This is a genomic window from Lysobacter sp. Hz25, assembly GCF_046097045.1.
Classification (GTDB): Bacteria; Pseudomonadota; Gammaproteobacteria; order Xanthomonadales; family Xanthomonadaceae; genus Lysobacter; species Lysobacter antibioticus_B.
Genome location: NZ_CP175666.1, coordinates 2,752,632 through 2,775,100, shown reverse-complemented (window position 1 = coordinate 2,775,100; position 22,469 = coordinate 2,752,632). Strand labels below are relative to the sequence as shown.

Genomic DNA, 22,469 nt, shown 5'->3' with positions numbered 1-22,469 from the left:
ACCGGAGCCACGCCCGCATGAACCGAGGCCGCATGATCCTGGCGATGATCCTCACCTACATGGTGTTCGGGATCCTGCTCAACAGCGTCGGCACGGTGATCCTGCAATCGATCCAGGGCTTCGGCGTCAGCAAGAGCGACGCCAGCATCCTGGAGGCCTTCAAGGACCTGCCGATCGCCATCATCTCGTTCCTGACCGCCTCGCTGATGCCGCGCCTGGGCTATCGCCGCGCGATGATGCTGGGCCTGGGCTTCGTCGGCGCGGCCTGTCTGCTGATGCCGCTGTTGGCGTCGTTCTGGATGACCAAGCTGCTGTTCGTCGCCACCGGCGTGTCCTTCGCCCTGGTCAAGGTTTCGGTGTATTCCTCGATCGGCCTGCTCACCGAGGACAAGCAGGCGCACGCCAGCCTGACCAGCACCATCGAAGGCTGGTTCATGGTCGGCGTGCTCGCCGGTTACTGGATCTTCGCCTGGTTCATCGATCCGCAATCGCCCGGCGACCCGGTTTGGCTGCGCGTGTATTGGCTGCTCGCGGCGATGGCCGCGGCGATCCTGATCCTGCTCGCGACCTCGCGCATGGACGAACGCGCCGCCAGCGACGGCCACGCGGTCGGCGATTCCTTTCTCGACATGTTCCGCCTGGTCGCCCAGCCGCTGGTCGCGGTGTTCCTGGTCTCGGCCTTCCTGTACGTGCTGATCGAACAAAGCGTCGGCACCTGGCTGCCGACCTTCAATCGCGAAATCCTGCACCTGCCGACCACGATGAGCGTGCAGGCGGCGAGCATCTTCGCGGTGTCGCTGGCGCTCGGCCGGCTCGCTGCCGGCGTGGCCCTGCGCCGCGTACCCTGGCATTGGCTGCTGATGGTCTGCGTGCTGGCGATGGCGGCCCTGGTGCTGCTGGCGCTGCCGCTGGCGCGCAACCTGCAGCCCGACCCGGCGATGAGCTGGGCGCACGCGCCGCTGGCGGCTTACGTGTTCCCGCTGATCGGGCTGTTCATGGCGCCGATCTATCCGGCGATCAATTCGGTGGTGCTGAGCTCGCTACCGAAGTCGCGGCACGCGGCGATGACCGGCCTGATCGTGGTGTTCTCGGCGCTCGGCGGCACCACCGGTTCGTTCATCACCGGCCAGTTGTTCGCGCGCATCGGCGGCGGCACCGCGTTTTATCTGTCGTTGCTGCCGATGGCGATGCTGTTGCTCGCGATCGCCTTGCTCAAGCGCCAGTCGGGCCTGGCCGAACGCGCAGCCATGGCGCCCTCCTGATTGCCCTGCCGTTCGCCGCCGATCGGCGGCGTTCTCATTCTCGCGAGGCTCGGCTATGCTCGGCCTCGTGGCTATGGGCGTCCTTCCTTCTACTCTGAAACTAGGGTGCCCGCTTCCCACATCGCCCGCCTCCCGGCGGGCTTTTCATTGGAGAGGGGCATGAACGGAATCTATCTGCGCCGGCGCGGCAAGCTGTATCTCAAGGCCGGCGACGGCGGCGCAAGCGCGGCGCAAGTCGCGATGGTGCAGAAGGAAACCGAAGCGTTCGGGTTCATCTTGTCCGAAGCGGTGATCGAACGACTCGGCACCTTGTCGACCGAGCAACTCACCCGCGTCCTGCGCGAATTGCGCAAGCATCTGGCGGCGATGACCGGCGCCCACCGCGAGCATCGGCCGCTATTCCCGGATTTCCCCCGGGGCTCGTTGGCCCTGGCCGAAGCCGAGTTGTACATGCGCGCGGTGTATCACTACGTCACCCGGCGCCGACTGCACCTGGAACAACCGGCCGAAACCATGCCGCTGCTCAACGGCCGCGCCCCGCGCGAGATCGAGCTGGGCACGCTGGACGACTACGAGAACATCTGCACCACGCTCGCCGCCTCGCGCACATCGCTGTCGCTGCAGGACAAAGCCGACCTGGGCTGGTTCATCGCGCAGTACCGCGCACAGGTCGTCCGGCTGCTGCCTGTCGAGATTCCGTTCAAGGAGAATCTCGCCGTCGTCGGCGCGGGCCTGCTGCGCCATGCGCCCGGCGAGCCCACCGACGCGTTCCTGCGAACCCATCTCAAAACCGCGACCGATACCCTGCGCTTGGCGGTGGCTCTCAGCGAAGGCGATGTGTCGCTGGCCGAGCCGACCCGCTTCAAGCGCATGAAACGCGGCGAACGCCGTTTTCTGCTGCAGCAGCTGGAGGCCCTCGACGATCCCACCGAAGACATGCGTCGCTGGCGCGAGCGCTGGAAACGCCTGGGCGAAGTGCTGCACCCGGGCGACTACCGCGAACGCTTTCCGAAGACCTGGCGCGCCTTTCAGGTTCTGCGCGAAGACCTGCCGTTCGCGACTTTCAACGGCGCGATCGAGCATGCGCTGGAGCAAGGCCGCACCGACGCGGTCGCTCAACGACTCGCCGCGCGTCCGGGCGAGTTCGCGCGCCGGCTCGATCATCTGCTGCGCAGCGGTACCGAGCCGCAGGCGGTGCTGGCCCGTTTCCGTGCCGTCGCCGAGCATGTGTCGACCCCGGTCCTGCTGCAGGCCTTGAGCCAGTTCGAACATCGCGGGCGATCGGCGCTGCGCACCTTTTTTCCCAAGGGCGACGCCGCGCGCGCCTGGTCGCTCGAGGACCAGCGCGCACCGATCGACGCCCGGGTCCTGAGCGATGCCATCGCCGTCTGCCGCGATGCACTGCGCGCCCGCTTCGCGCGTTTGCCGCCGCTGGGCCGTTGCTACATCGATCCGGCCCTGGCGCATATGCGCGCGCCGCTGGCGCAGCGCTCGGCCTCGCGTGCGCTGCGCACCCTGGTGCGCGGCAGCCGCCTGCCCTTGCCCGATACGCGTTTCATCCGCCTGTTCCTGTGGTGGAGCAACGGCCGCCAGCGCACCGATATCGATCTGTCGGCGGCGTTCTTCGACCGCGAGTTCGTGTTTCGCGACGTCGTCGCCTACTACAACCTGAGCGGTTACGGCGGCCATCACAGCGGCGACATCGTCGATGCGCCGCAGGGAGCCGCCGAGTTCATCGACCTGGATCTGCAGCGCTTGCGCGGGCTCGGCCTGCGTTTCGTCGTGGTCAGCATCCACAGCTACACCGAGCAGCCCTATTGCGACTTGCCGGAGTGTTTCGCCGGATGGATGGCGCGCAGCGACGCGAACTCGGGCGAACCGTTCGAGGCGCGCACGGTAGAGGACCGGCTGGACCTGGCCTCGAACCAGCAAAGCTGCCTGCCCTTCGTGCTGGACCTGGAAACCGATCAGATCATCTGGACGGACATCGGCCTGGGCGGCTATCCGCGCTGGAACAACGCGGCCAACCACCTGAGCGGCATTTCCCTGATCCTGCGCGCAATGACCGCATTGGCGACGCCGAATCTGCACAGCTTGTTCGAATTGCACGCGCAGGCCCGCGGCCGCGTCGTCGAATCGCCGGACCAAGCCGATACGGTGTTCTCGATGCACGAAGGCGTCACCCCCTTCGACGTCGACCGGATTCGCGCGGAATTCCTTTGACGGCCCTCGCCGCGCCCGCTCGGGCGCGGCGGTCGCGACAGCCGGACCGCTCTAGCGCCGCGAGCGGCGCCGGCCCGCGACGAATGCCGCAAGCCGCCAAGCCGCTCGCGCGGTTCGCCGGTCATTCGATCAGCACGTACTCGCCCTTGGCGCCGAAGCGCTTGCCGGCGCGCGCGCACAACTTGCCGTCGCAACGGGTCAGAGTGCCGGCCTTGGTCGCATCGAGAATCTCGGCGCCGAACTCGGCGCGTTCGATCAGGCGCAGCGACTTGCGTGCGAAGTACCAACTGCCACCGACCGCCAACAGCGAGCCGATCAGCAGCGCTACGGCGCTCTTGTAGATCAGGTTCTGCTGCGCGCGCTCGAGCTTCTTGCGTTGCTCTTCCAGCCCCTGCGCGGCGCGCGTGGCGGTATCGGCGCTGTCGCGCAGTTGCGTGCCGATCGAGCCGAAGGCCAACTCTGCGCCGCGGCCGACCGCGTCCTGGGCCTGCGCCTGCACCGCTTGCACGATCTGTTGCGCGAGTTCCTGCGCGCCGGCGCCTACGCCCTGGGCGGCGCGATGCAGTTCCTCGGCGCTGCGGTCCACGTGCTGCACCGCGCGTTCGCTCTGGTCTTGCAGATGTTGGGCAAACACCGCCAGATCGGCGGCGAGTCGTTTCAGGTCTTGCGCGTCCTGCACGATGGTTCTCCCTAAGTGCGGGTTATGGGCCGGAGCTTGGGCCGGAACTCGAGCCGCCGGGCGGCGATTGCGGAGCTTGCGCCCGCGCCTGGAGTTCCGCCTTGATCTGTTGGTAGCGGTCGTGACCGCTTTGCAGCCAGGCCTGGCCATCGGCGGACTGGGCATAGTCCCGGGTCGCCGCCTTGAAGGCGGCGCCGTCCTGGTGCCTGGCCGCTTCGACCAGCCGGGCGAAGGTGCGGTCGATATCGTTTTCGTCGGTCATGAGGATCGGATAGCGAAACGGAACGCGCCGCAGACGGCGCGCGAAACGCAGCGAAGCTTCGTCCGACGCGAGGCCGAACGGCGCCAGGCTGCGAACCTGGAATGGCGCTTGGATCGTGCAGCGGCGAATGCGATGCGGCATCGCGACCGGCGCCGCTCGGGCCCGGCCACGTTAGCACTCGCTGCGATCTGCGCCCACCGTACGGATCGCACGCGACCCGTCGCCGTGTCCCCCGGCGCAGCGTGGCAGTGTGCCCTCACTGCATCGTCGGACTCAAGTGCGGCGCGGCGCGGGCGCCTGGAACGCACGCGTCGTGCCTGCATGCATGCAGGGCCTGCGATAGCGCTACAGGCGCAGCTCGCTTTCGCGATCGAAGAAATGCATGCGCTCGGCGGCGTACGACAGATGCACGGTGTCGCCGGCGCGCGGCAGGTTGTACGGCGGCAGGCGCACGACCAGCTCGCAACCGCCGCAACCGAGATTGAGGAAGGCCTCGTTGCCGACCGGCTCGACCACTTCGACCTGGGCCGCCAGGGTGTCGGGACCGGCCTCGGCCAGGTGCATGTCTTCCGGCCGCAGGCCGATCGTCAGTTCGCGCCCGACATAGGCACGCACCTTTTCGCGGGTCTCGGCATCGGGGCGCAGATTCAGCGCGACGCCCTCGCCGATGCGCAGGAACAGCTCGCCGTCGCGCTCGTCGACCTGGCCCCACAGGATGTTCATCTTGGGGCTGCCGAGGAAGGTCGCGACGAACAGATTGATCGGCCGGTTGTACAACGCCATCGGCGTGTCGATCTGCTGGATCTTGCCGTCCTTCATCACCACGATGCGCTGCCCCAGGGTCATCGCTTCGATCTGGTCGTGGGTGACGTAGATCATGGTGGTGCCGAGCTGGCGGTGCAGGCGCGCGATTTCCACGCGCATGCCCATGCGCAGCTTGGCGTCGAGATTCGACAGCGGCTCGTCGAGCAGGAACACCTGCGGTTGCCGCACCAGGGCGCGGCCCAGGGCGACGCGCTGGCGTTGCCCGCCCGACAGCGCCGCCGGTTTGCGCTGCAGCAGCGGCTCCAGCTCCAGCATCGCCGCGGCCGCGCCGACCCGCTCGGCGATCTCGGCCTTGCCCATGCCGCGCAGCTTGAGCCCGAAGCCGAGGTTGTCGGCCACGGTCATGTGCGGATACAGGGCATAGCTCTGGAACACCATGGCGATGTCGCGGTCCTTCGGCGGCATGTCGTTGACCCGACGCTCGCCGATGCTCAGCTCGCCCGAGCTGATCGTTTCCAGCCCCGCGACCATCCGCAACAGGGTCGACTTGCCGCAGCCCGAGGGGCCGACCAGCACCAACAATTCACCGTCCTCGATCTCGAAGCTGGCATCGGCCACGCCGACGTAACCGTTCGGATAGACCTTGCGCAGACGATCCAACGTGACCTTCGCCATGAATTCTCCCGACAATGCGACCGGAGCGATGCATTTGTCCTCGCCCTGGGCTATTCTGCCATGTAACCGTTTTCATGCACGTCCGATTGGCTCCGGAGGCCACGACGAATGACCGATCCCCGCCTTGCTGCTGTTCGCCCCACGTCCGAACGTCGTTTTCCCGAAGGTTTCCTGTGGGGCGCCGCCACTGCCGCCCACCAGATCGAAGGCTCGCCGATGGCCGACGGCGCCGGTCCCAGCATCTGGACCCGCTTCGCCCACACCCCCGGCATGACCCTCAACGGCGACACCGGCGACGTGGCCTGCGACCACTACCGGCGCTGGAAGGACGACGTGAAACTGATGCGCGAACTGGGCCTGCAGGCCTACCGTTTCAGCGTGTCCTGGTCGCGCATCCTGCCCGAGGGCACCGGCCGGGTGAACCAGGCCGGGCTCGATTTCTATTCGCGCCTGGTCGATGAGCTGCTCGCCAACGGCATCGAACCGCTGCTGACCTTGTACCACTGGGACATGCCGGCCGCGCTCGACGACCGCGGCGGCTGGCTCAACCGCGACTGCGCCGACTGGTTCGCCGAGTACGGCCAAGTCATGTACCGCGCCCTCGACGGCCGGGTCAAGAAGTGGGTGACCCTCAACGAACCCTGGGTGATCACCGACGGCGGTTATCTGCACGGCGCGCTCGCGCCGGGCCATCGCAGCCGCTTCGAGGCGCCGATCGCCTCGCACAATCTGATGCGCGCGCACGGCGCCGCGGTCCAGGCCTATCGCGCCGAAGGCAAGCACGAGATCGGCCTGGTGGTGAACATCGAGCCCAAGTACGCCGCCACCGATTCGGCCGAAGACGCCGCCGCGGTCGAGCGCGCCCATGCCTACATGAACGAGCAATACCTCGATCCCGCCCTGCTCGGCAGCTATCCGCCGGAACTGCGCGAGATCTTCGGCGAAGCCTGGCCGGAATGGCCGCAGGCCGACTTTGAGCTGATCCAGCAGAAGCTCGACTTCATCGGCGTCAACTACTACACCCGCAGCGTCACCAAGGCCGCCGAGAGCTATCCGCTCAATACCGGCGTGGTGCGCCAGCCGCTCGGCACCTACACCGAGACCGGCTGGGAAGTGTTCCCGCAGGGCCTCACCGACACCCTGACCTGGGTCAAGCAGCGCTACGGCGACATCCCGATGTACATCACCGAGAACGGCGCGGCCTTCTTCGATCCGCCGGTGGCCGAGCCCGATGCCAGCGGCGAGCGCCGGGTGCGCGACCCGCTGCGCATGGACTATCTGCAAAAACACATCGGCGCGATCCACGACGCCATCCAGGCCGGCTGCGACATCCGCGGCTACATGGTGTGGTCGCTGCTCGACAACCTGGAATGGTCGCTGGGCTATTCCAAGCGTTTCGGCGTGGTCCACGTCAACTACGGCACCCAGGAGCGCACGCCGAAGGACAGCGCACGCTGGTATTCGAAGGTCATCGCGAGCAACGGCACCCACCTCGCCGAGCCCCTGCCGTACTGAGACCGGCCGCACGCCGCGGCACGACTGCGGTCGCGGCGTAGGGCCCGCCGCGTCGTTTACGTCGTGGCGGGGACGGCAATGCAAGCAGCGGCCGTTGCTATGTTTTATGTGCCGCGCGCAGCAACGGCACCCTGCGGCGTCGAATGTTGCCGCCGGGCGCTCAAGCGGCGATATGCTTGGACCCCGGCCGGGATCGACGATCCCGGCGGCGTAAAGGACGCCCGGCGGCGTTCGCTCGACCTCCCCTCAATCTTGGTTTGCGGGTTCCATGCACGACACCCTGCTGCTGTTCGGCGCCACCGGCGATCTCTCCCAGCGCTATCTGTTTCCCTCGCTGGTCCACCTGTGGCGCGACCGCCTGCTGTCGCCCGGATTCCGCATCGTCGCGGTCGGCCGCCAGGCCCTGAGCGACGACGAGTTCCGCGCCTGGTTGCGCGAACGCATGGCCAACGAGGTCGCCGACGACCCGGCGGTGGTCGAGGAACTGCTGGGCCGCATCGCCTACGTCTCGGTCGACCTGCGCGACGAGGCGGCGATCGCCGCGGCCCTGGCCGGCTACGCCGACCGCCCGAGCGTGAGCTACCTGGCGACGCCGCCGGACTTGTTCGTTCCCGTGGCCCAGGGATTGAAAGCGGCCGGCCTGCTCGAAGGCGAGTCGCGCCTGGTGCTGGAAAAACCGATCGGCCGCGACCTGGCCTCGGCGCGCGCGATCAACGCCGCGCTGCGCGCCTGCCTCGACGAAAGCCGGATCTTCCGCATCGACCATTACCTCGGCAAGGCCGCGGTGCAGAACCTGCTGGCGCTGCGCTTCGGCAACACCTTGCTGGAAGCGGTGTGGCAACACCGCTGGATCGAGTCGGTCGACATCTTCGTCGGCGAGACCGCCGGCGTCGACGGCCGCGAAGGCTATTACGCCAACTACGGCGCGCTGCGCGACATGGTCCAGAACCACATGCTGCAGCTGCTGGCGCTGATCGCGATGGAGCCGCCGTCGGCGCTCGACGCCGACAGCATCCGCGACGAAAAGCGCAAGGTGCTGCGTGCATTGCGGCCGATGACCGAGGCCGATGTCGCCGCGAACACCGTGCGCGGCCGCTACGGCGCCGGCGTGGTCGAGGGCCGCGCGGTCAAGGGCTTCGTCCACGATGCGCCGGTCGAAACCTTCGTCGCCGTGCAGACCTGGATCGACAACTGGCGCTGGGCCGGGGTGCCGTTCCGCCTGGTCACCGGCAAGCGCCTGGCCGAACGCGCGACCGAAGTGGTGATCACGTTCCGGCCGGTCGCGCATTGGCTGTTCGAGCGCCCGCGCCGCGGCCGCGAACGCCCCAATCACCTGCGCATGCGCCTGCAGCCCGACGAAACCATCGAGCTGGGCCTGATGGGCAGCCTGGCCGCGCCGGAATGGGGCGCGCTGGAATTGCGGCCGATGTCGCTGGACCTGTCGGCGTCGTCCTCGCCGCAACGGCGCATCGCCTACGAGCGCCTGCTCGTCGACGCCCTGCGCGGCAACCAGACCCTGTTCGTGCGCGACGACGAAGTCGAAGCGGCCTGGCAGTGGATCGACAGCATCGAGCGCGCCTGGACCCAGACCGCGCAACCCATCGTCGAATACCCGGCCGGCTCCTGGGGGCCGGCCGAAGCCGAGGCCTTCCTGCCCCCGGTCAACGGTCATCGTGGAGGCCAGGCATGAGCGGCGCCCTGCTCGCGGATATCGGCGGCACTAACGCCCGCTTCGCCCTCGCCCAACCCGACCGCGCCGCGCCGCAGTTGCTGCCCGACAGTGTGCAGATCTTCGCGGTCGCCGATTTCCCTTCGCTGGCCGATGCCGCACGGCATTACCTCGACCGCACCGGCGCCACCCCGAGCCATGGCGTGTTCGCCGTGGCCGGGCGCGTCGACGGCGACGAGGCGCGCATCACCAACCACCCCTGGGTGATCTCGGCCGAACGCACCCGCATCGCCCTGGGCCTGCAACGCATCGACCTGGTCAACGACTTCGCCGCCCAGGCGATGGCGGTGTCGCTGCTGCAGCCGGCCGACGTGGTGCCGATCGGCGGTGTCGCCTGGCGCGGCTGGAACGAATCCGGCGACCGCACCTACGCCATCATCGGCGCCGGCACCGGCCTCGGCGTCGGCGCGCTGCTGCGCCGCGACGGCCGCTACTACCCGCTGCAGACCGAAGGCGGCCACGTCAGTTTCGCCCCCGGCACGCCGGAAGAGATCGAAGTGCTGCAGCGCCTGTCGGGTGAGTTCGGTCGCGTCTCCAACGAGCGCCTGCTCAGCGGCAGCGGCCTGGTCAATCTGCACCGCGCCCTCAGCCAGATCGCCGGCGAAGACCCGGGCCCGCTGCAGCCGGCCGACATCACCGCGATGGCGCGCGAAGGCGACGCCCGCTGCCTGCGCGCCATCGACGTGTTCTGCGCGGTGTTCGGCGCCGCCGCCGGCGACCTGGTGCTGACCCTCGGCGCCTGGGACGGCGTGTTCCTGCCCGGCGGCCTGGTACCGAAGCTGATGCCGTGGCTGGCCCATTCCGGCTTCCGCCAGCGCTTCGAGCACAAGGGCCGGTTCTCGCCGACCATGGCGCGGGTGCCGACCCTGGCGGTGACCCATCCGCAGCCGGGCCTGCTCGGCGCCGCGGCGCTCGCCGCGCAGTTCGCCCCTGCAGTCGACCGCACCGACGCAGCCTGATCCGGCGCGGCCTGATCCGGCGCGCTCCAGGGTAGGAGCGGCGCAAGCCGCGACCGCGATCGCACACGTGGCTGCGCGGCGCGCCCGCCAGCCCGGACTCGCGTCTTGCGACCGCAGCGGCATCGCTATGGGATGCCGCCCTTACCGTGGCGCCCGTCGCCCAGCCGCCTCGACGAGCACGCCGTCTTGAAGTCGGCCGTGCCAGAATCGTCGACATGCTCGACGCTCCCTCGCCCGTCCCGCACGACCCCGCCGAACCGGACACCGTGCCCTACCGGTGGCACGAGCATCGCAGCTTCGATACCTGGACCTGGTCCTGTGCGGTGGCGATCGCCGCCGAGTTGCGCCGCGATCTGTCGCGGCGCCCGCGCGTGCGCCTGCTGCTGTCCGGCGGCACCACGCCGGCGCCGGTGTACCGCGCCCTCGCCCGCGCCCCGCTGGATTGGAGCCGGGTCGATGTCGCCCTGGTCGACGAGCGTTGGCTGCAACCCGAAGACCCCGACAGCAATGCCTGGCTGGTCCGCCAGCATCTGCTGCGCGACAACGCCGCCGCGGCGCGTTTCGAAGCGCTGACCCGGCCCGGCCGCAGCATCCAGGAGTCGGCCGCCTTCGCCAACGCCCACGCCTTGCAGCCGGCCACCGCGGCGGTGCTCGGCATGGGCGAGGACGGCCATACCGCCTCGCTGTTTCCCGACATGCCCGACCTGCAGCGCAGCCTGGCCTCGCGCCTGGCCTATGTCGTGGTCGATGCCAGTGGCAGCCCGAGCGCGCGCCAGTGGAGCAAACGCATCAGCCTGACCCCGAGCGGCCTGGCCCAGGCGCAATCGCGCTTCCTGCTGATCCAGGGCAAGGCCAAGCGCGAGGCCTTCCAGCAGGCGCTCGCCAGCGGCGACGTGCAGCGCTGGCCGGTGCTGATCGGGCTGGAAGGCGCGACCCCGCTCGAAGTGCACTGGTACCCGTAGCCTCTTGGAGTAGGAGCGACGCAAGTCGCGACCGCGGGGTTTCATGTTGGCCGCGCAGCTCGACGCAGGTTCGCGGTCGCGACTCGTGACCAGAGAAAATCCCTTTGGGACGCCGCTCCTACTCCTCGATCGCGACGCTCACCGTCGCCGGCACGCGCTCGATCTTCAGCTCGCCTTGCCGCCAAGCCTTCGCTTGTCCATCCACCACGGTCTTGCCCGGCGCACCGGCGAACGGCCAACGCAGGATCAGCCCGCCAGGCGGCACTTCGATGCCCGCGGCGATCTCCAGCTTCGCCTGCCGGCCTTCGCGCTTGAAGCGATAGCCCAGGGCGCCGTAGGGCGTGCGCAGGCCGTCCACGCTCACGCCTTCGCCTTGCAGCCAACCCGCGGGAATGCCGGCCGCGATCACCAGCGCCTGATCGATGTCGCGGGTGTGGGCGAACAGATCCAGCGCCGAGCGCACGTAGTCCGACTCGACCCAGGCATGCGGGAGGTCGCCGACGAAGAACGGTTTGCGCGGCGTGCGCGAGACCACTTCCGCCCACTGGTTCCAGGCGCGCGGTTGCTGGTCCTTGAAGAAGAATTCCAGCGCCTCGTGGGCGCGCTCGCGCCAACCCAGGCGCACGAAGCTGCCGATAGTACGCAGCTCGTACGGCGTGTAGTCCTTCCATTCGCGGCGGCCGTCGCGGCGATCGACGAATTCCTTCCAGTAACGCTCGAAGGTGTTGTGCAACAGCGCTTCGGGCAGCAGCCCTTGTTCGCCGCCGGGCGCCAGGGCGATGGTGGTCGAGGTGGCGTCGAAGTCGCCGAGCTCGGCGGCACCGGGCAGGTAATCGATCTTGTGCGCGCGGGTCGCCGCTTCCAGCGAGGCATAAAGATCCTCGCGGAACTGGTCGCGCGATGCGGCGAAGGCGTCCGCTTCACCGTTACGGCCGAGCCATTGCGCGATCACGACCGCGTCCTTGTAGCCGCGCAGGGCCCAGAAATTGTCCCAGTACGAATGCATCGGCTTGGCCGAATAGCCTTCGTGGCTGATTGAGGCCGGCATCATTCCGTAGAAGGCCGGATTCAGCGCGCGATTGGCCGGCGTGCGTTCGCTCAAGCGCAGCTCGTCCATGTACGCGACCGCCTTTTCCACGTGCGGCCACATCGATTCGAGCAAGGCTTTGTCGCGGGTATAGCGATAGACCTCGGCGACGGTGAAGATCAACTCGCCGTGGCTGTCGTTCTCCGGCACCGGGTCGCTGCCGCGGTCGTCGACGCAGCACGGCACCTTGCCGTTGTCGAACTGATACGGCGCATACCAGCGCAGGAATTCCTCGGCGACGTCCTCGCGCCCCATGCGCAGCAGGCCCTCGCCGATCATCGCGCCGTCGCGGATCCAGGCACGCGCATACGAGCGCGTGCCCGGCTGCAGGCGCGGACCGACCCGGCTGATCAGCATGTGCGCCAGGCCGGTGCGCAAGGTATCGACGACATGCTGGCCCTGCGCCGGCACGCGCAATTTGACCCGGTCGAGCTTGTCGCGCCATTGCGCCGCGGTTTCGTCCTGCCATCGCGCCGCCTGCGCCGGATCGATCGACGGCGGATCGTCCGCCCCATCCTGCGGCAAGTACAAGGCCACTTCACGGCTTTCGCCCGGCGCCAGTCGCATCGGGTACAACAACGCCGCCGACGCCAGCCCGTTGAGGTCGAACACTTCACTCTCGCCCGAGCGCGTCGCCGACGCACGCAGATGGCGCACCACGTCGCCGTCCTGGAACGGCACGGCGAAGGCCGAACCCACCGGCGTCAGCGAGCGCACGCTGGGACGGCCGTCGAGTTTCACCGTGCCCGCCTTCGCGTCGATCTCGATGCGGCCGATAGCGCTGACGCCGCCGGTGGTGCTGAGGAACTGGGTCGGCGGGTTGACCTGGAACGGTCGGATCGCCAAGGCCAGGGTGGCATCGCGCGGCTGTTTGGAAGTATTGCTGAGCCGGTATCGGGCGACGATCAGGTCGCGCTGTTCGAGCAGCGGCGCGAACGCGGTGACGCTGAGTTGCAGATCGCCGGCCTGCCAGCTCACGCTCGGGATCGGCAGATAACCGTCCTGCAGGCTCTGGCCGATCTCGACGTCGGCCCAGGTTTTCAGCGCGCTGCGATTCGCTGCAGGCGATGCCCCGTCCTCCATCAGCAACAAGGGTTCGACGCTGTAACCGCCCTTGTAGGCTTCGACCGCGCCGTCTTCGCCGATCAGGCCGTGCGAGCTGCCACCGTCGGTGCCGAGCACGGTCCAGTACGGCTGCTCGCCGCTGAAGCCGCGCGGATAATCGCCGCGCGGCGCGCGCTGCGCGAGTTCCTTGATGAAATCGTTCGGCGTCGCGGCGAACGCCAACGGCTGCACGCTCAGTTCGGCCAGGCCGAAGCCCGGGCCCGGCCCGCGATCCGGCAACAGCCGCAGATAGCGCGCCTCGGCCTCCGGCAGCGGTACGAAATCGCTGCCGCCGTCGCCGTGCTCGATCAAACTGAGCTTGTCCCAGTGCTCACCGTCCTTGGACAGTTCGATGCGGTAGCGCGAGGCGTACTCGTCCGGGGCCCACTGCAGGATCGCGCCGCCGAATTCGCGCACGCGGCCCAGGTCGAGGGTCAGGCTCGGCGCCGTGCCCTCCTCGAAACCGGCCCGCCATGCGGTGGCGGGATCGCCGTCGGCCGCGTACTCGGCGCGGCTGCCTTCGGCATTGGAAGTGGCCACCGCCGTACCGGTCAGCGGACCGCCGGGGTCTTTCGGCACGGCCTGGAAACTCAGCTCATCGAAGCAGACCGAACCCTTGCCGCCGACGCTGTTGTAGACGGTGAACTCGAGCTTGGCACTCTTGCGCAGAGTCGGATCGGCCGCCGGGCCCCAGGCGCGGCCGATATGGCGCTGCTTGTAGACCACCGGCGTCCACTGCTTCGGATAAACATACTTGGGCTTGTTGACCCACCAGACGTTGTCGCCACTGGCGTCGACCAGCTTGAACTGCAGGTCGTTGTGCGGCGAATCGCCGCGCAACTGGAACGCAAAGCGATAGTCGTCCGGATACTCCAGCGGCAGTTCGCGCTGCAGGCCGGCGTAACCGGACACGCCGTTGAAGTCGTAATCCAGACACAGGCCCCGGCCCTTCGCCCCCGCGACCGAACGCAGACTGGCGCTGACCTGGTTGGAGGCGACCACCGTCCATGGCGCCGCGGACTCGAAGCCATCCAGCAAGCGGGGCTCTGGCAGGCGCGGTCGTTCCTGGGCGATCAACGGCGCCGAGATCAGGGCCAGGCACAGGGCGAACGCGTTCGCGACCGGTTTATGGGCGCGGGTGACGCACAAACGCCCACGCGGCGCGACGGCTTGCTTGCGTTGCGACATTCGTTCCACCTCTTGGCGCCGCGCGGGCGCGCGGCGGGACGGTTCTAACCCTTGACGCTGCCGACCAGCAGGCCTTGCAGGTAGTAACGCTGCAACACCAGGAACAGCAGCAGCACCGGCACCACGGTCACGACCGAGCCGGCCATCATCATCTCGTTGTCCTGCACGTGCTCGCGCGACAGCGACGCCAGTGCGACCGGCAGGGTCTGCAGGTTCTCATTGCTGAGCACGATCAGCGGCCACATGAAATCGTTCCAGGCGCCGAGGAAGCTGAAGATCGCTAGGGTCACCAGGATCGGACGCAGGGCCGGCAGGACGATCTGGAAGAAGATCCGCAGCTCGCCGGCGCCGTCGATGCGCGGCGCCTCCAGCAACTCGTCGGGAATCGAGCGCGCGTATTGGCGCACCAGGAAGATGCCGAAGATGCCGGCCATGCCCGGCACCACCGCGCCGGCGTAGCTGTTGATCAGGCCGAGCTGCTTGAGCATCAGGAACAGCGGCATCATCGAGACTTGGGCCGGGATCACCAGCGCCGCGAGCAACAGCCGGAATATCCGTTCGCGCCCGGGAAAGGCGAGCTTGGCGAAGGCATAACCGGCCAGGGTGTTGAGCAACACCGCGATCACGGTGACCAGGGTCGAGACCAGGAAGCTGTTGAACAGATACCGACCCATGCCCATGCGCGAAAACAGCTCATGGTAGTTGTGCAGGCTCGGCGACGAGGACCACAACGGCGGCGGAAACGCGCTGGCTTCGCCGGGTTGCATCAGCGACACCGCGAACATCCACAACAGCGGCGCCAGGCTCAACACCGCCAGGCCGATCAACAGGCCGTTGACGATCGCCTTCGCCAGGCGCGGACTCATGCCGGAGTCGTTCATTCGACCCCCTTGCGGCGCGCGACCCACATCAGGCCGCTGGTCACCGCCGTCATCAGCACGAACAACAGGAAGGCCACCGCCGAAGCGTTGCCGAGGTTCCACCACTTGAAGCCTTCTTCGTACATCAGGTACAGCACGCTGACCGTGCTCTGCAGCGGGCCGCCCTGGGTGATGACGTAGGGCTCGGCGAACAACTGGAAATAACCGGCCAAGGTCAGGATGCTGACCATCAGCAGCACCGGCCCCAGGATCGGCAAGGTGATGTGGCGGAACTGGCGCGCGGGGCTGGCGCCGTCGATGCGCGCGGCCTCGTACAGGTCTTCCGGAATCGCCTGCAAGCCGGCCAGGAAAATGATCATGTTGTAGCCGAAGTTCTTCCACACCGCGAAGAGGATGATGGTCGGCATCGCCCAATGCGGGTCGCCGAGCCAGTCGACCGGGTCGATGCCGACCCACGACAGCACCCAGTTCACCAGGCCGTAACGGGTGTGGAACAGATAGCGCCAGATCACCGCCACCGCCACCACCGTGGTCACCACCGGGGCGAAGAACGCGGTGCGGAAGAACGGTTTGAACAGGCCGAGCTTGGAATGCAGCAACATCGCCGCGCCTAGCGAGACCGCGATCGACAGCGGCACGCCGACCACCACGAAGTACAAGGTGTTGCCGAGCGCGCTCCAGAACAGCGGGTTGCGCAGCAAGTTGATGTAGTTGTCGAAAGCGACGAAGCGCAGGTTGTCGATATGCGCCAATGAGTAAATATCGAAATCGGTCAGGCTCAGCACCAGCGCGGCCAGCACCGGCAAGCCGAAGAACAGCCCGATCACGCTCAGCGCGGGCGCGGCGAACACCCAGCCGGCGGTGGCGGGCTTCATCGCGACGCTCCGGCCGCGGGCATCCGGGGCGCGGCCTGCTGATCGAGCATCCAGCGTCGCTTCTCCAGAATGCGGTCGGCGCGTCTATCCAGTTCCGCCGCGGCTTCGTCCACGCTGAGGCGGCCGTTGGCGAGCTGCTCGCCGACCAGCTTGATCTCCATGGCGATGCGCTCCCATTCCGGCACCTTCGGCGTCGGCCGCGCGCGTTCGAGCTGATCGCGGAACGCGCGTGCATAGACGTCGTTGGCCAGCACCGGCGCATCCCAGGCCGCGCGGCGCGGCGGCAGATTGCCGCTGAGGCCATGGAAACGCACCTGCACCTCGGGTTCGGACAAATAGGCGATCAGCTTCCAGGCCGCGTCCTGGTGTTGCGAACTGCGGAACAAAACGAAGCTCGCACCGCCTGCGACCGAGGCGCCTGGCCCGTTCTCGCCCGGCAGGGGCATGGTCATCCAGGTCGACTGCAGCCCGGCCGGCAGGCGTCGCTTGAATTCGGCGATGTTCCAGGGGCCGTTGACGTAGAAACTGAAATAGCCGCGGCCGAATTCGTTCCAGACGTTGGCGATCTGGGTATTGCTCGCCAGCGGCGCCCAGCGCCGGTCGAAGACTTCGCGATAGAAGCTCAGGGCGCGCTTGAAACCGGGGCTGCGGAAATTGCCGTAACGGCCGTCCTCGCGCAGCAACGGGTCGGGCGACTGGATGCCGAGGTTGAGCAACGGTTCGGGCTCGTTGAGCGGAAACAGCACGGCGTAACGATCCGGGCCGACCTCGCGCTTGATCGCCGCCATCGCCGATTTCCATTCCGCCCAGGTCGCCGGCGGCCGTGCGATGCCGACTTGCTTGAGCAGGTCCTGGCGGTAGAACGGCAAGCGCGTTTCCACATACCACGGCACCGCATAGGCATGGCCGTCGATCACGCCGGTGTCCCAGGCGCCGGAAAAATAATCGCGCGCCTGCACGGACGGCGTCTGCGCCAGGCGCGGGTCGAGCGGCGTCAAGGCATCGAGCAAGGCGAATTCGGAGATCCAGGTGTTGCCGATCGCGCACACGTCGGGCAAGGCGTCGCCGGCGAACGCGGTCAGCAGCTTCTCGTGCGCGGCGGTGATCGGCAGTTGCTGCACTTCGACGCGGATGCCGGGGTGGCGGCGCTCGAATTCGGGAATCAGTTGGGTGACGACCTCGCCCTCGAAGCCCATCGCCCAGAACCGCACCACTTCGCGGCCGTCGTCGCGATGACTGCAACTGCCGAGCAGGACCAGCGCGCACAGCGCGACCAGGCCTCGCAGCGCTCTGCCCCAGCCACCGACGCGTACGTCGGCTAGCGAAGTGCCGATGGTCGTCGATGGACCGTTCAAGCGCTCATTCCGGCTTCGGCGGGGTCTGCTTGGACGGCGCATTGCTGCGCCCGGCGCGCGACTCGGCCTCGCCGAGCGCGCGTGCGGTCGCCGGGTCCATGGCGCCGGCCGGTTTCGCCGGTGCGGCCGCTGCGGCTGCGCCGGCCTTCGCCGGTTCGCCGTCCTTGCCCTTCGCGTCGGCGCCCTTGGCATCCGCCGGAGCCAGCCACCCGCCCTTGAACCCGGCGCGTTCGAGTCCGGCGCGAATGTAGGGATTGCGCTTCATCACGTTCCAGACGAACTCGTTGCGGTAGTTGCTGATCATGGCCAGGATCGGCCCCTGGTCGATGCCGATGTAGTCGCTGGACACCCAGCCCTGGTCCGGCACCAGGCGCCCGGTCTTGAGCGGGATGTCGTACTTGAAGCTCGGGTTGAACGAGTCCAGGAAGCCGTAGCTCGAATAGATGTACTCGCCGTAGCGCTCGTGCATGGTCACCGTGGTCGGGATCACGATCTCCGGCGCGAACGGCAGCGAGGCGATCGCCGCGGTCGGCGCGATGGTGCCGTCGTCGAAGTTTTCGCGCAGGCCGGCGCCGCGCGCCGAGTAATGGCGGAACTGGCGCTGCTCGCCGCGGTATTCCTGCAAGGTCTGTTGCGGGCCGTCGCTCGCGGTCAGGCCCCACACTTCCGGGCCGTATTCCTCCCACTTCATCGGGTTGGCGATGGCGTAGGCGCGCTGGGCGTAAGCCGCGCGACGGCTGTTCTCGAAATAATCGATGCCGCGCTCGCGCATGTAGTCGTCCTGGATACCGCGGAAATCGATCCAGACGTGGCTGTACTGATGGCCGAACAAGGGGCCGAAGGCGAGGAACTCTTCGCCCTGGTACACGCCCCAGACGTCGTTGTAGGTGCGCGTCCACACCGTCCAGGCTTCCGGGCCGACCGGATGCGAGGGCGAGCCCAGCGCCAACACGTACAGCAGCATCGCCTCGTTGTAGCCGACCCAGTCGTGCTTGATGAAACCGCTCTCGGGGAACCAGCCCATCGAGATCAGCGGCTTGTTCTGCTGCAGCCAGGTCCAGTCGACGCGTTTGTATAGGGTGTCGGCGACTTCGCGGATCTCTTTCTCGCGCGGGTCGTCGCGGTCGTAATAAGACTGGGCGAACAACACGCCCATCATCAGCAAGCCGGTGTCCACGCTCGACAGCTCGACCCAGCTGTCGTAGCGCTGGCCCTTCTGCATATCGAGGAAGTGATAGTAAAAACCCTTGTAACTGCCCTTGCCGCTGGCCTGCGGGCCGCTCGGCAGGTCGCGCAGGAACTTCAGGGTCAACAAGGTGCGGTCGACCGCCTGGGTGCGGCTGACCCAGCCTTTCTCGATGCCGATCGGATACGCGGTCAGCGAGAAGCCGACCGAGGCGATGCTCGCGAACGGGCGCGAGGGATACCTGTCGGGGGTCAGGCCGTTCTGTTCGTTGGTGGTGTCCCAGAAAAACTGGAAGGTGCGCTTCTCGATATCGCGGAACAGCGGCGGCAGCTCCAACCGCTCCTGCTTGAGCGGCTCGATCACCACCGGTTCGGCGCTCACGATCGGCTGCGTCTGCGAGCCGGTCTCGGTTTTCTTGCAGGCGGACAAGACGAGCAGCAGCGCGCCCAGGACAGCGATGGAGACCGCACGTGTGGTCGACTTGACGTGGTGCATGAAACGAAAGACCCCTGTGTCTTCGTGTTGAGATTTAGATCGATGCAATGAAGAAAAGTTCGTTGCCGCAGACATGCATGCCGGCCAGCGATCGCAGAACCCGGCGCCGGCCGTCCGCAGACGGCCGGCGCCTGTCGCTTACCAGTTGAAGCCCATCGACAGCTTGAAGCTTCGGGTCGGCAGCGCGATATTGTCGCGACGCTCGCCGAGGCGTTCGTTCGGATCGCCGACCACGCCGCGATAGGTGTCGAAATCGATGTAGTTGCGCCAGTTGAAGACGTTCAGCACGTCGCCGCGCACCCAGAACTTGAAGTCGGTGCCGGTGTCCCACTCCTTCTGCAAGGCCAGGTCGAACTGCTTGAAGCCGATCGTGTCGCCCGGGGTGTAGGGCTGGAAATAGCAGTGGTTCGGCCCGTTGGTGATGCAGTTCAGCGATTCCTCCGCTTCCGGGCTGGCCAGGGTCAGCTTGCCCGACAGGGTCATGCCGTAGAAATCCATGATGCCGGTGGCGACCAGGCGGTGCTTGGAGATACCGAGCGCGCGGGTAAAGCCGACATCGTCCAGGTTCGGATAATCGAACGCGAAGATGTCGGAGTTGTTGCGGTTCTCCTTGGCGTCGCTGTAGGTGTAGGCCAGGCTGACGCCCCAGCCCGATTCCTCGGTGAAGGGCTTGTCCAGGGACAGCAGCAAGGAGTTCAAGCGCGTCTCGACGGCGTTGTTGCCGATGAAGAAGTTGCCGAAACCGGGCAGGTTCTGGCCGAACGGCGGGCTGCCGAAGCTCACCCCCGGCGGGTAGAAGTTGCCGTTCGGGAGACGGTTGCCGAGGGTGAACAAGATGCCGTCGTGGCTGCGGATATGCAGCAGGGTCGCCGACGAATTCCAGTCGTGGCCGAACATCGCGAAGGCGTTGCGCATGCCGAGGCTGAACTGATCGGAATACGGCGTCTTCAAGTCGTTGTTGAGCAGGAACACTTCGTTGCCGGCGTTCGGGCGCTGCAAAGCCAACGCCGCCAACGTGGCCGGATCGTTGAAGCTCGGATCGAAGTTGAAGCAGTTGCCGGTCGGCGTGACCGTGCAGGTGTGGTTCGGCGAATTGAACTGGTAGGTGATCTGCTGGAACGCCAGGCGATAACGCTCGAACGACAGGTAATCGAACTGGTTGCGGTTATACGAACGCCCGGCGCCGCCGAAGATCACATGGCGCTCGTCGCCGTTGAGATCGTAGGAGAAGCCCAGGCGCGGCTGCCAGCCGTCCTTGAACGCCTTGCGATTGTTGCCGGTGCTGATGTAGTCGTTGATGTCGTAATCGACGTTGGCGTTGTGGATGTTCGGGTAGGCATTCAACGCCGCGACCAGGTTGGCCGGGGTCACGAAATCCTCGTAGCTCGGCGTGGTCTCGTAATCCCAGCGCAGGCCCAGGTTCAAGGTCAGATGCTCGTTGACCTCCCAGTCGTCCTGCAGGTAGATGCCGAACTGCTTGTTCTTGGACTTCACCGCCGGCGGGAAGCCGGTCGCCGAACCGGAGAAACGCACTTCATAAGGGGTGGCGAAATTGCGGATGTCGTAACGGTATTGCGGCGTATACGGCTGCTTCTCCATCGCGGTGATGTCGATGGACTTGTACTTGAGGCCGGCCTTGACGGTGTGGCCGTCCCAGCCGTTCCAGGTGAAATCATTCTGGAAGGCATAGCCCTTCTGGCCCTTGTCCTGGAAGTCGCCGCCGCCGCCGAAGTTGAGGACTTCCTCCATCTCCGGGTTGTTGCGCGCTTCCTGGCCCTGGCGCGGCACGCGCAGGTTGAAGCCGTTGCTCAGCGTCGCCGGGCGCGGCCCGAAGGTCACGTCCTCGTAGGTGAGGTGGGCGTCGTTGATCCAGTCGGCGGCGCTATATTGATAGCGCAGGTCGACGCGGGTTTCCTCGCCGGCCTTGAGGGTGCCGTATTCGGCCAGCCGGGCGCCGCCGATGTTGGTCAGCTCGTCTTCCTTGCGGTACTTGGTGGTCAGCTCGATCAGGTGGGCATCGCCCGGCGCCCAATCGATCTTGCCGAAGTACAGGTCTTCCTTGAACGGCGCGCTGATCGATTGCCGCGCCATCTCCTGGAACGGCGCCGGCAACTGGTCGATGCGGAAATTGCGGCCCGGGGTGATCGCCCGCGGCGAGTTGTATTCCTTGGCCTCGTAGGTGACGAAGAAGTGCATCCGGTCCTGGATCAACGGGCCGCTGAACGAGGCGCCGTACTGCTCTTCCTTCGATTGCGCCTTGGGCACTTCGCCCTTTTCTTCGCGCACGGTCTTGGCGTTCCACTGGTCCGAGGTGTGGTCCCAGAAGAAACTGCCGTGGAATTCGTTGCCGCCGGACTTGGTCACCGCGGTGATCGCGGCGCTGCTGAGCTGGTCGTACTCGGCCTTGTAGTTGGAGGTGATGACCTTGTACTCGGCGATGCCGAGCTGCGGGAACGGATTGCCGCGGCTGGAGTCCTGGCCGGTGATGCCGCCCTTGAGCACGTAGTCCTTCTGGCCGACGCCGTCGACGTAGACGTTGATGCCGTTGCTGAGCTGGGCGCCGCTGCGCAGCGAGGTCGAGCCTTCGGTGCCGGTCTTGAACTGCACGCCGGGGACGATGTCGGCGAACGCCAGGAAGTTGCGCGAGGCCTGCGGCAGCGCGGCGATCTGCTTGTTGCTGACGTAGGTGGCGATTTCCGAGGTGCGGGTCTCGACCAATGCCGTCGAGGTGACCGTGACCTTGTCCAGGTCGGTCGCCTCGCCGCTCGGCGCGGCCTCGGCGACGCCGCCGGTCGATACGTTGAGCGTCGCGGCCTGGCCGACGGCGACGGTGACGTTGCGGGTATTGCTCTGGCCATCGGCGCTGACGTCGATGCGGTAAGTGCCCGGCGGCAGGCCGGCCAGGGTGTAGTTGCCGTCGGTGCCGGTCTGGACCTTGCGGGTCAGGCCATTGGCGAGATTGGTCGCGGTGACGCTGGCGTTCGCGGCCGGGCCGGCATTGCCGCTGACCACGCCGCGGATCGTCGCGGCGGTGCCCTGGGCGAAAGCGATCGGCGCGGCCATCGCCAGGCAGCTGGCGAGCGCGCAGGCCAGCAAGCTGCGGCTGGGCCTGGAATGGCCGGATTCATTGTCGGATCTGTAACTGGCGCGACGCGAGTGGTGTGGGTTCATATGCTTTCCTCCCTCCAAGGAGCACGTACTGCAAGGTTGCAACGGTGGAGCAATCTCTGCTCTGTAATCGCTTACACGTTCGTCCAAATTTTTTTC

The 22,469-nt window shown here is 67.0% G+C and carries 15 protein-coding genes; 6 read left to right on the top strand and 9 right to left on the bottom strand.

What is annotated here, in order from left to right; all coding sequences use genetic code 11:
* Positions 1–17: 17 nt before the first annotated feature.
* Positions 18–1,262, top strand: a complete 1,245-nt coding sequence (locus ACKN61_RS11755; protein ID WP_408953592.1) for an MFS transporter — start codon at positions 18–20, stop codon at positions 1,260–1,262.
* Positions 1,263–3,485: a TerD family protein gene (locus ACKN61_RS11750; protein WP_408953591.1), complete on the top strand. Its 2,223-nt coding sequence runs from the start codon at positions 1,263–1,265 to the stop codon at positions 3,483–3,485.
* A gap of 121 nt (positions 3,486–3,606) precedes the next feature.
* Here ACKN61_RS11750 and ACKN61_RS11745 read toward each other — a convergent pair whose 3' ends face one another.
* The 3 genes from ACKN61_RS11745 to ACKN61_RS11735 form a co-directional block, all read right to left on the bottom strand.
* On the bottom strand, positions 3,607–4,164 hold the full coding sequence (locus ACKN61_RS11745) for a hypothetical protein (protein ID WP_408953590.1): 558 nt from the start codon (positions 4,162–4,164) through the stop codon (positions 3,607–3,609).
* A 22-nt stretch (positions 4,165–4,186) separates the two neighbouring features.
* Positions 4,187–4,567, bottom strand: a complete 381-nt coding sequence (locus tag ACKN61_RS11740) for a hypothetical protein (RefSeq protein WP_408953589.1) — start codon at positions 4,565–4,567, stop codon at positions 4,187–4,189.
* Between the two features lie 204 nt (positions 4,568–4,771).
* A complete protein-coding gene (locus ACKN61_RS11735; protein ID WP_408953588.1) occupies positions 4,772–5,866 on the bottom strand; it encodes an ABC transporter ATP-binding protein in 1,095 nt (364 codons plus the stop codon).
* Between the two features lie 108 nt (positions 5,867–5,974).
* Here ACKN61_RS11735 and ACKN61_RS11730 point away from each other — a divergent pair, with 108 nt between their 5' ends.
* From ACKN61_RS11730 to pgl, 4 genes are all read left to right on the top strand, one after another.
* Complete coding sequence (locus tag ACKN61_RS11730) at positions 5,975–7,381, top strand: GH1 family beta-glucosidase (protein WP_408953587.1); 1,407 nt, start codon at positions 5,975–5,977, stop codon at positions 7,379–7,381.
* 268 nt (positions 7,382–7,649) lie between these two features.
* Positions 7,650–9,071, top strand: coding sequence for a glucose-6-phosphate dehydrogenase (zwf, locus tag ACKN61_RS11725; RefSeq protein WP_031370780.1), 1,422 nt, complete (start codon positions 7,650–7,652; stop codon positions 9,069–9,071).
* A complete protein-coding gene (glk, locus tag ACKN61_RS11720) occupies positions 9,068–10,069 on the top strand; it encodes a glucokinase (protein ID WP_408953586.1) in 1,002 nt (333 codons plus the stop codon). The genes zwf and glk overlap by 4 nt, the downstream gene beginning before the upstream one ends.
* A gap of 215 nt (positions 10,070–10,284) precedes the next feature.
* Positions 10,285–11,031, top strand: coding sequence for a 6-phosphogluconolactonase (gene pgl / locus ACKN61_RS11715; protein WP_408953585.1), 747 nt, complete (start codon positions 10,285–10,287; stop codon positions 11,029–11,031).
* A 118-nt stretch (positions 11,032–11,149) separates the two neighbouring features.
* On the opposite strand, the gene ACKN61_RS11710 is transcribed toward pgl, so the two are convergent.
* The 6 genes from ACKN61_RS11710 to ACKN61_RS11685 all read right to left on the bottom strand — a co-directional run bounded on the left by ACKN61_RS11710 (position 11,150) and on the right by ACKN61_RS11685 (position 22,373).
* On the bottom strand, positions 11,150–14,410 hold the full coding sequence (locus ACKN61_RS11710; RefSeq protein WP_408953584.1) for a discoidin domain-containing protein: 3,261 nt from the start codon (positions 14,408–14,410) through the stop codon (positions 11,150–11,152).
* Positions 14,411–14,454: 44 nt separating this feature from the next.
* Positions 14,455–15,291 (bottom strand): carbohydrate ABC transporter permease, encoded by an 837-nt coding sequence (locus tag ACKN61_RS11705; protein WP_408953583.1) that lies wholly within the window; start codon positions 15,289–15,291, stop codon positions 14,455–14,457.
* Positions 15,288–16,166, bottom strand: a complete 879-nt coding sequence (locus tag ACKN61_RS11700; RefSeq protein WP_408953582.1) for a carbohydrate ABC transporter permease — start codon at positions 16,164–16,166, stop codon at positions 15,288–15,290. The genes ACKN61_RS11705 and ACKN61_RS11700 overlap by 4 nt, the downstream gene beginning before the upstream one ends.
* The gene (locus ACKN61_RS11695; RefSeq protein ID WP_408953810.1) at positions 16,163–17,452 is read right to left on the bottom strand and encodes a sugar ABC transporter substrate-binding protein; all 1,290 of its coding nucleotides are present in this window, start codon (positions 17,450–17,452) and stop codon (positions 16,163–16,165) included. The genes ACKN61_RS11700 and ACKN61_RS11695 overlap by 4 nt, the downstream gene beginning before the upstream one ends.
* Before the next feature lie 73 nt (positions 17,453–17,525).
* On the bottom strand, positions 17,526–19,202 hold the full coding sequence (locus tag ACKN61_RS11690) for a glucoamylase family protein (RefSeq protein ID WP_408953581.1): 1,677 nt from the start codon (positions 19,200–19,202) through the stop codon (positions 17,526–17,528).
* A 138-nt stretch (positions 19,203–19,340) separates the two neighbouring features.
* A complete protein-coding gene (locus tag ACKN61_RS11685) occupies positions 19,341–22,373 on the bottom strand; it encodes a TonB-dependent receptor domain-containing protein (protein WP_408953580.1) in 3,033 nt (1,010 codons plus the stop codon).
* Positions 22,374–22,469: the final 96 nt, after the last annotated feature.

Excerpts from the sequence above, each read along its gene's own strand:
- ACKN61_RS11755 (WP_408953592.1), top strand. The coding sequence starts at position 18 with ATGAACCGAGGCCGCATGATCCTGGCGATGATCCTCACCTACATGGTG.
- ACKN61_RS11740 (WP_408953589.1), bottom strand. The coding sequence starts at position 4,567 with ATGCCGCATCGCATTCGCCGCTGCACGATCCAAGCGCCATTCCAGGTT.
- ACKN61_RS11735 (WP_408953588.1), bottom strand. The coding sequence starts at position 5,866 with ATGGCGAAGGTCACGTTGGATCGTCTGCGCAAGGTCTATCCGAACGGT.
- ACKN61_RS11730 (WP_408953587.1), top strand. The coding sequence starts at position 5,975 with ATGACCGATCCCCGCCTTGCTGCTGTTCGCCCCACGTCCGAACGTCGT.
- zwf (WP_031370780.1), top strand. The coding sequence starts at position 7,650 with ATGCACGACACCCTGCTGCTGTTCGGCGCCACCGGCGATCTCTCCCAG.
- glk (WP_408953586.1), top strand. The coding sequence starts at position 9,068 with ATGAGCGGCGCCCTGCTCGCGGATATCGGCGGCACTAACGCCCGCTTC.
- pgl (WP_408953585.1), top strand. The coding sequence starts at position 10,285 with ATGCTCGACGCTCCCTCGCCCGTCCCGCACGACCCCGCCGAACCGGAC.
- ACKN61_RS11710 (WP_408953584.1), bottom strand. The coding sequence starts at position 14,410 with ATGTCGCAACGCAAGCAAGCCGTCGCGCCGCGTGGGCGTTTGTGCGTC.
- ACKN61_RS11705 (WP_408953583.1), bottom strand. The coding sequence starts at position 15,291 with ATGAACGACTCCGGCATGAGTCCGCGCCTGGCGAAGGCGATCGTCAAC.
- ACKN61_RS11700 (WP_408953582.1), bottom strand. The coding sequence starts at position 16,166 with ATGAAGCCCGCCACCGCCGGCTGGGTGTTCGCCGCGCCCGCGCTGAGC.
- ACKN61_RS11690 (WP_408953581.1), bottom strand. The coding sequence starts at position 19,202 with ATGCACCACGTCAAGTCGACCACACGTGCGGTCTCCATCGCTGTCCTG.
- ACKN61_RS11685 (WP_408953580.1), bottom strand. The coding sequence starts at position 22,373 with ATGAACCCACACCACTCGCGTCGCGCCAGTTACAGATCCGACAATGAA.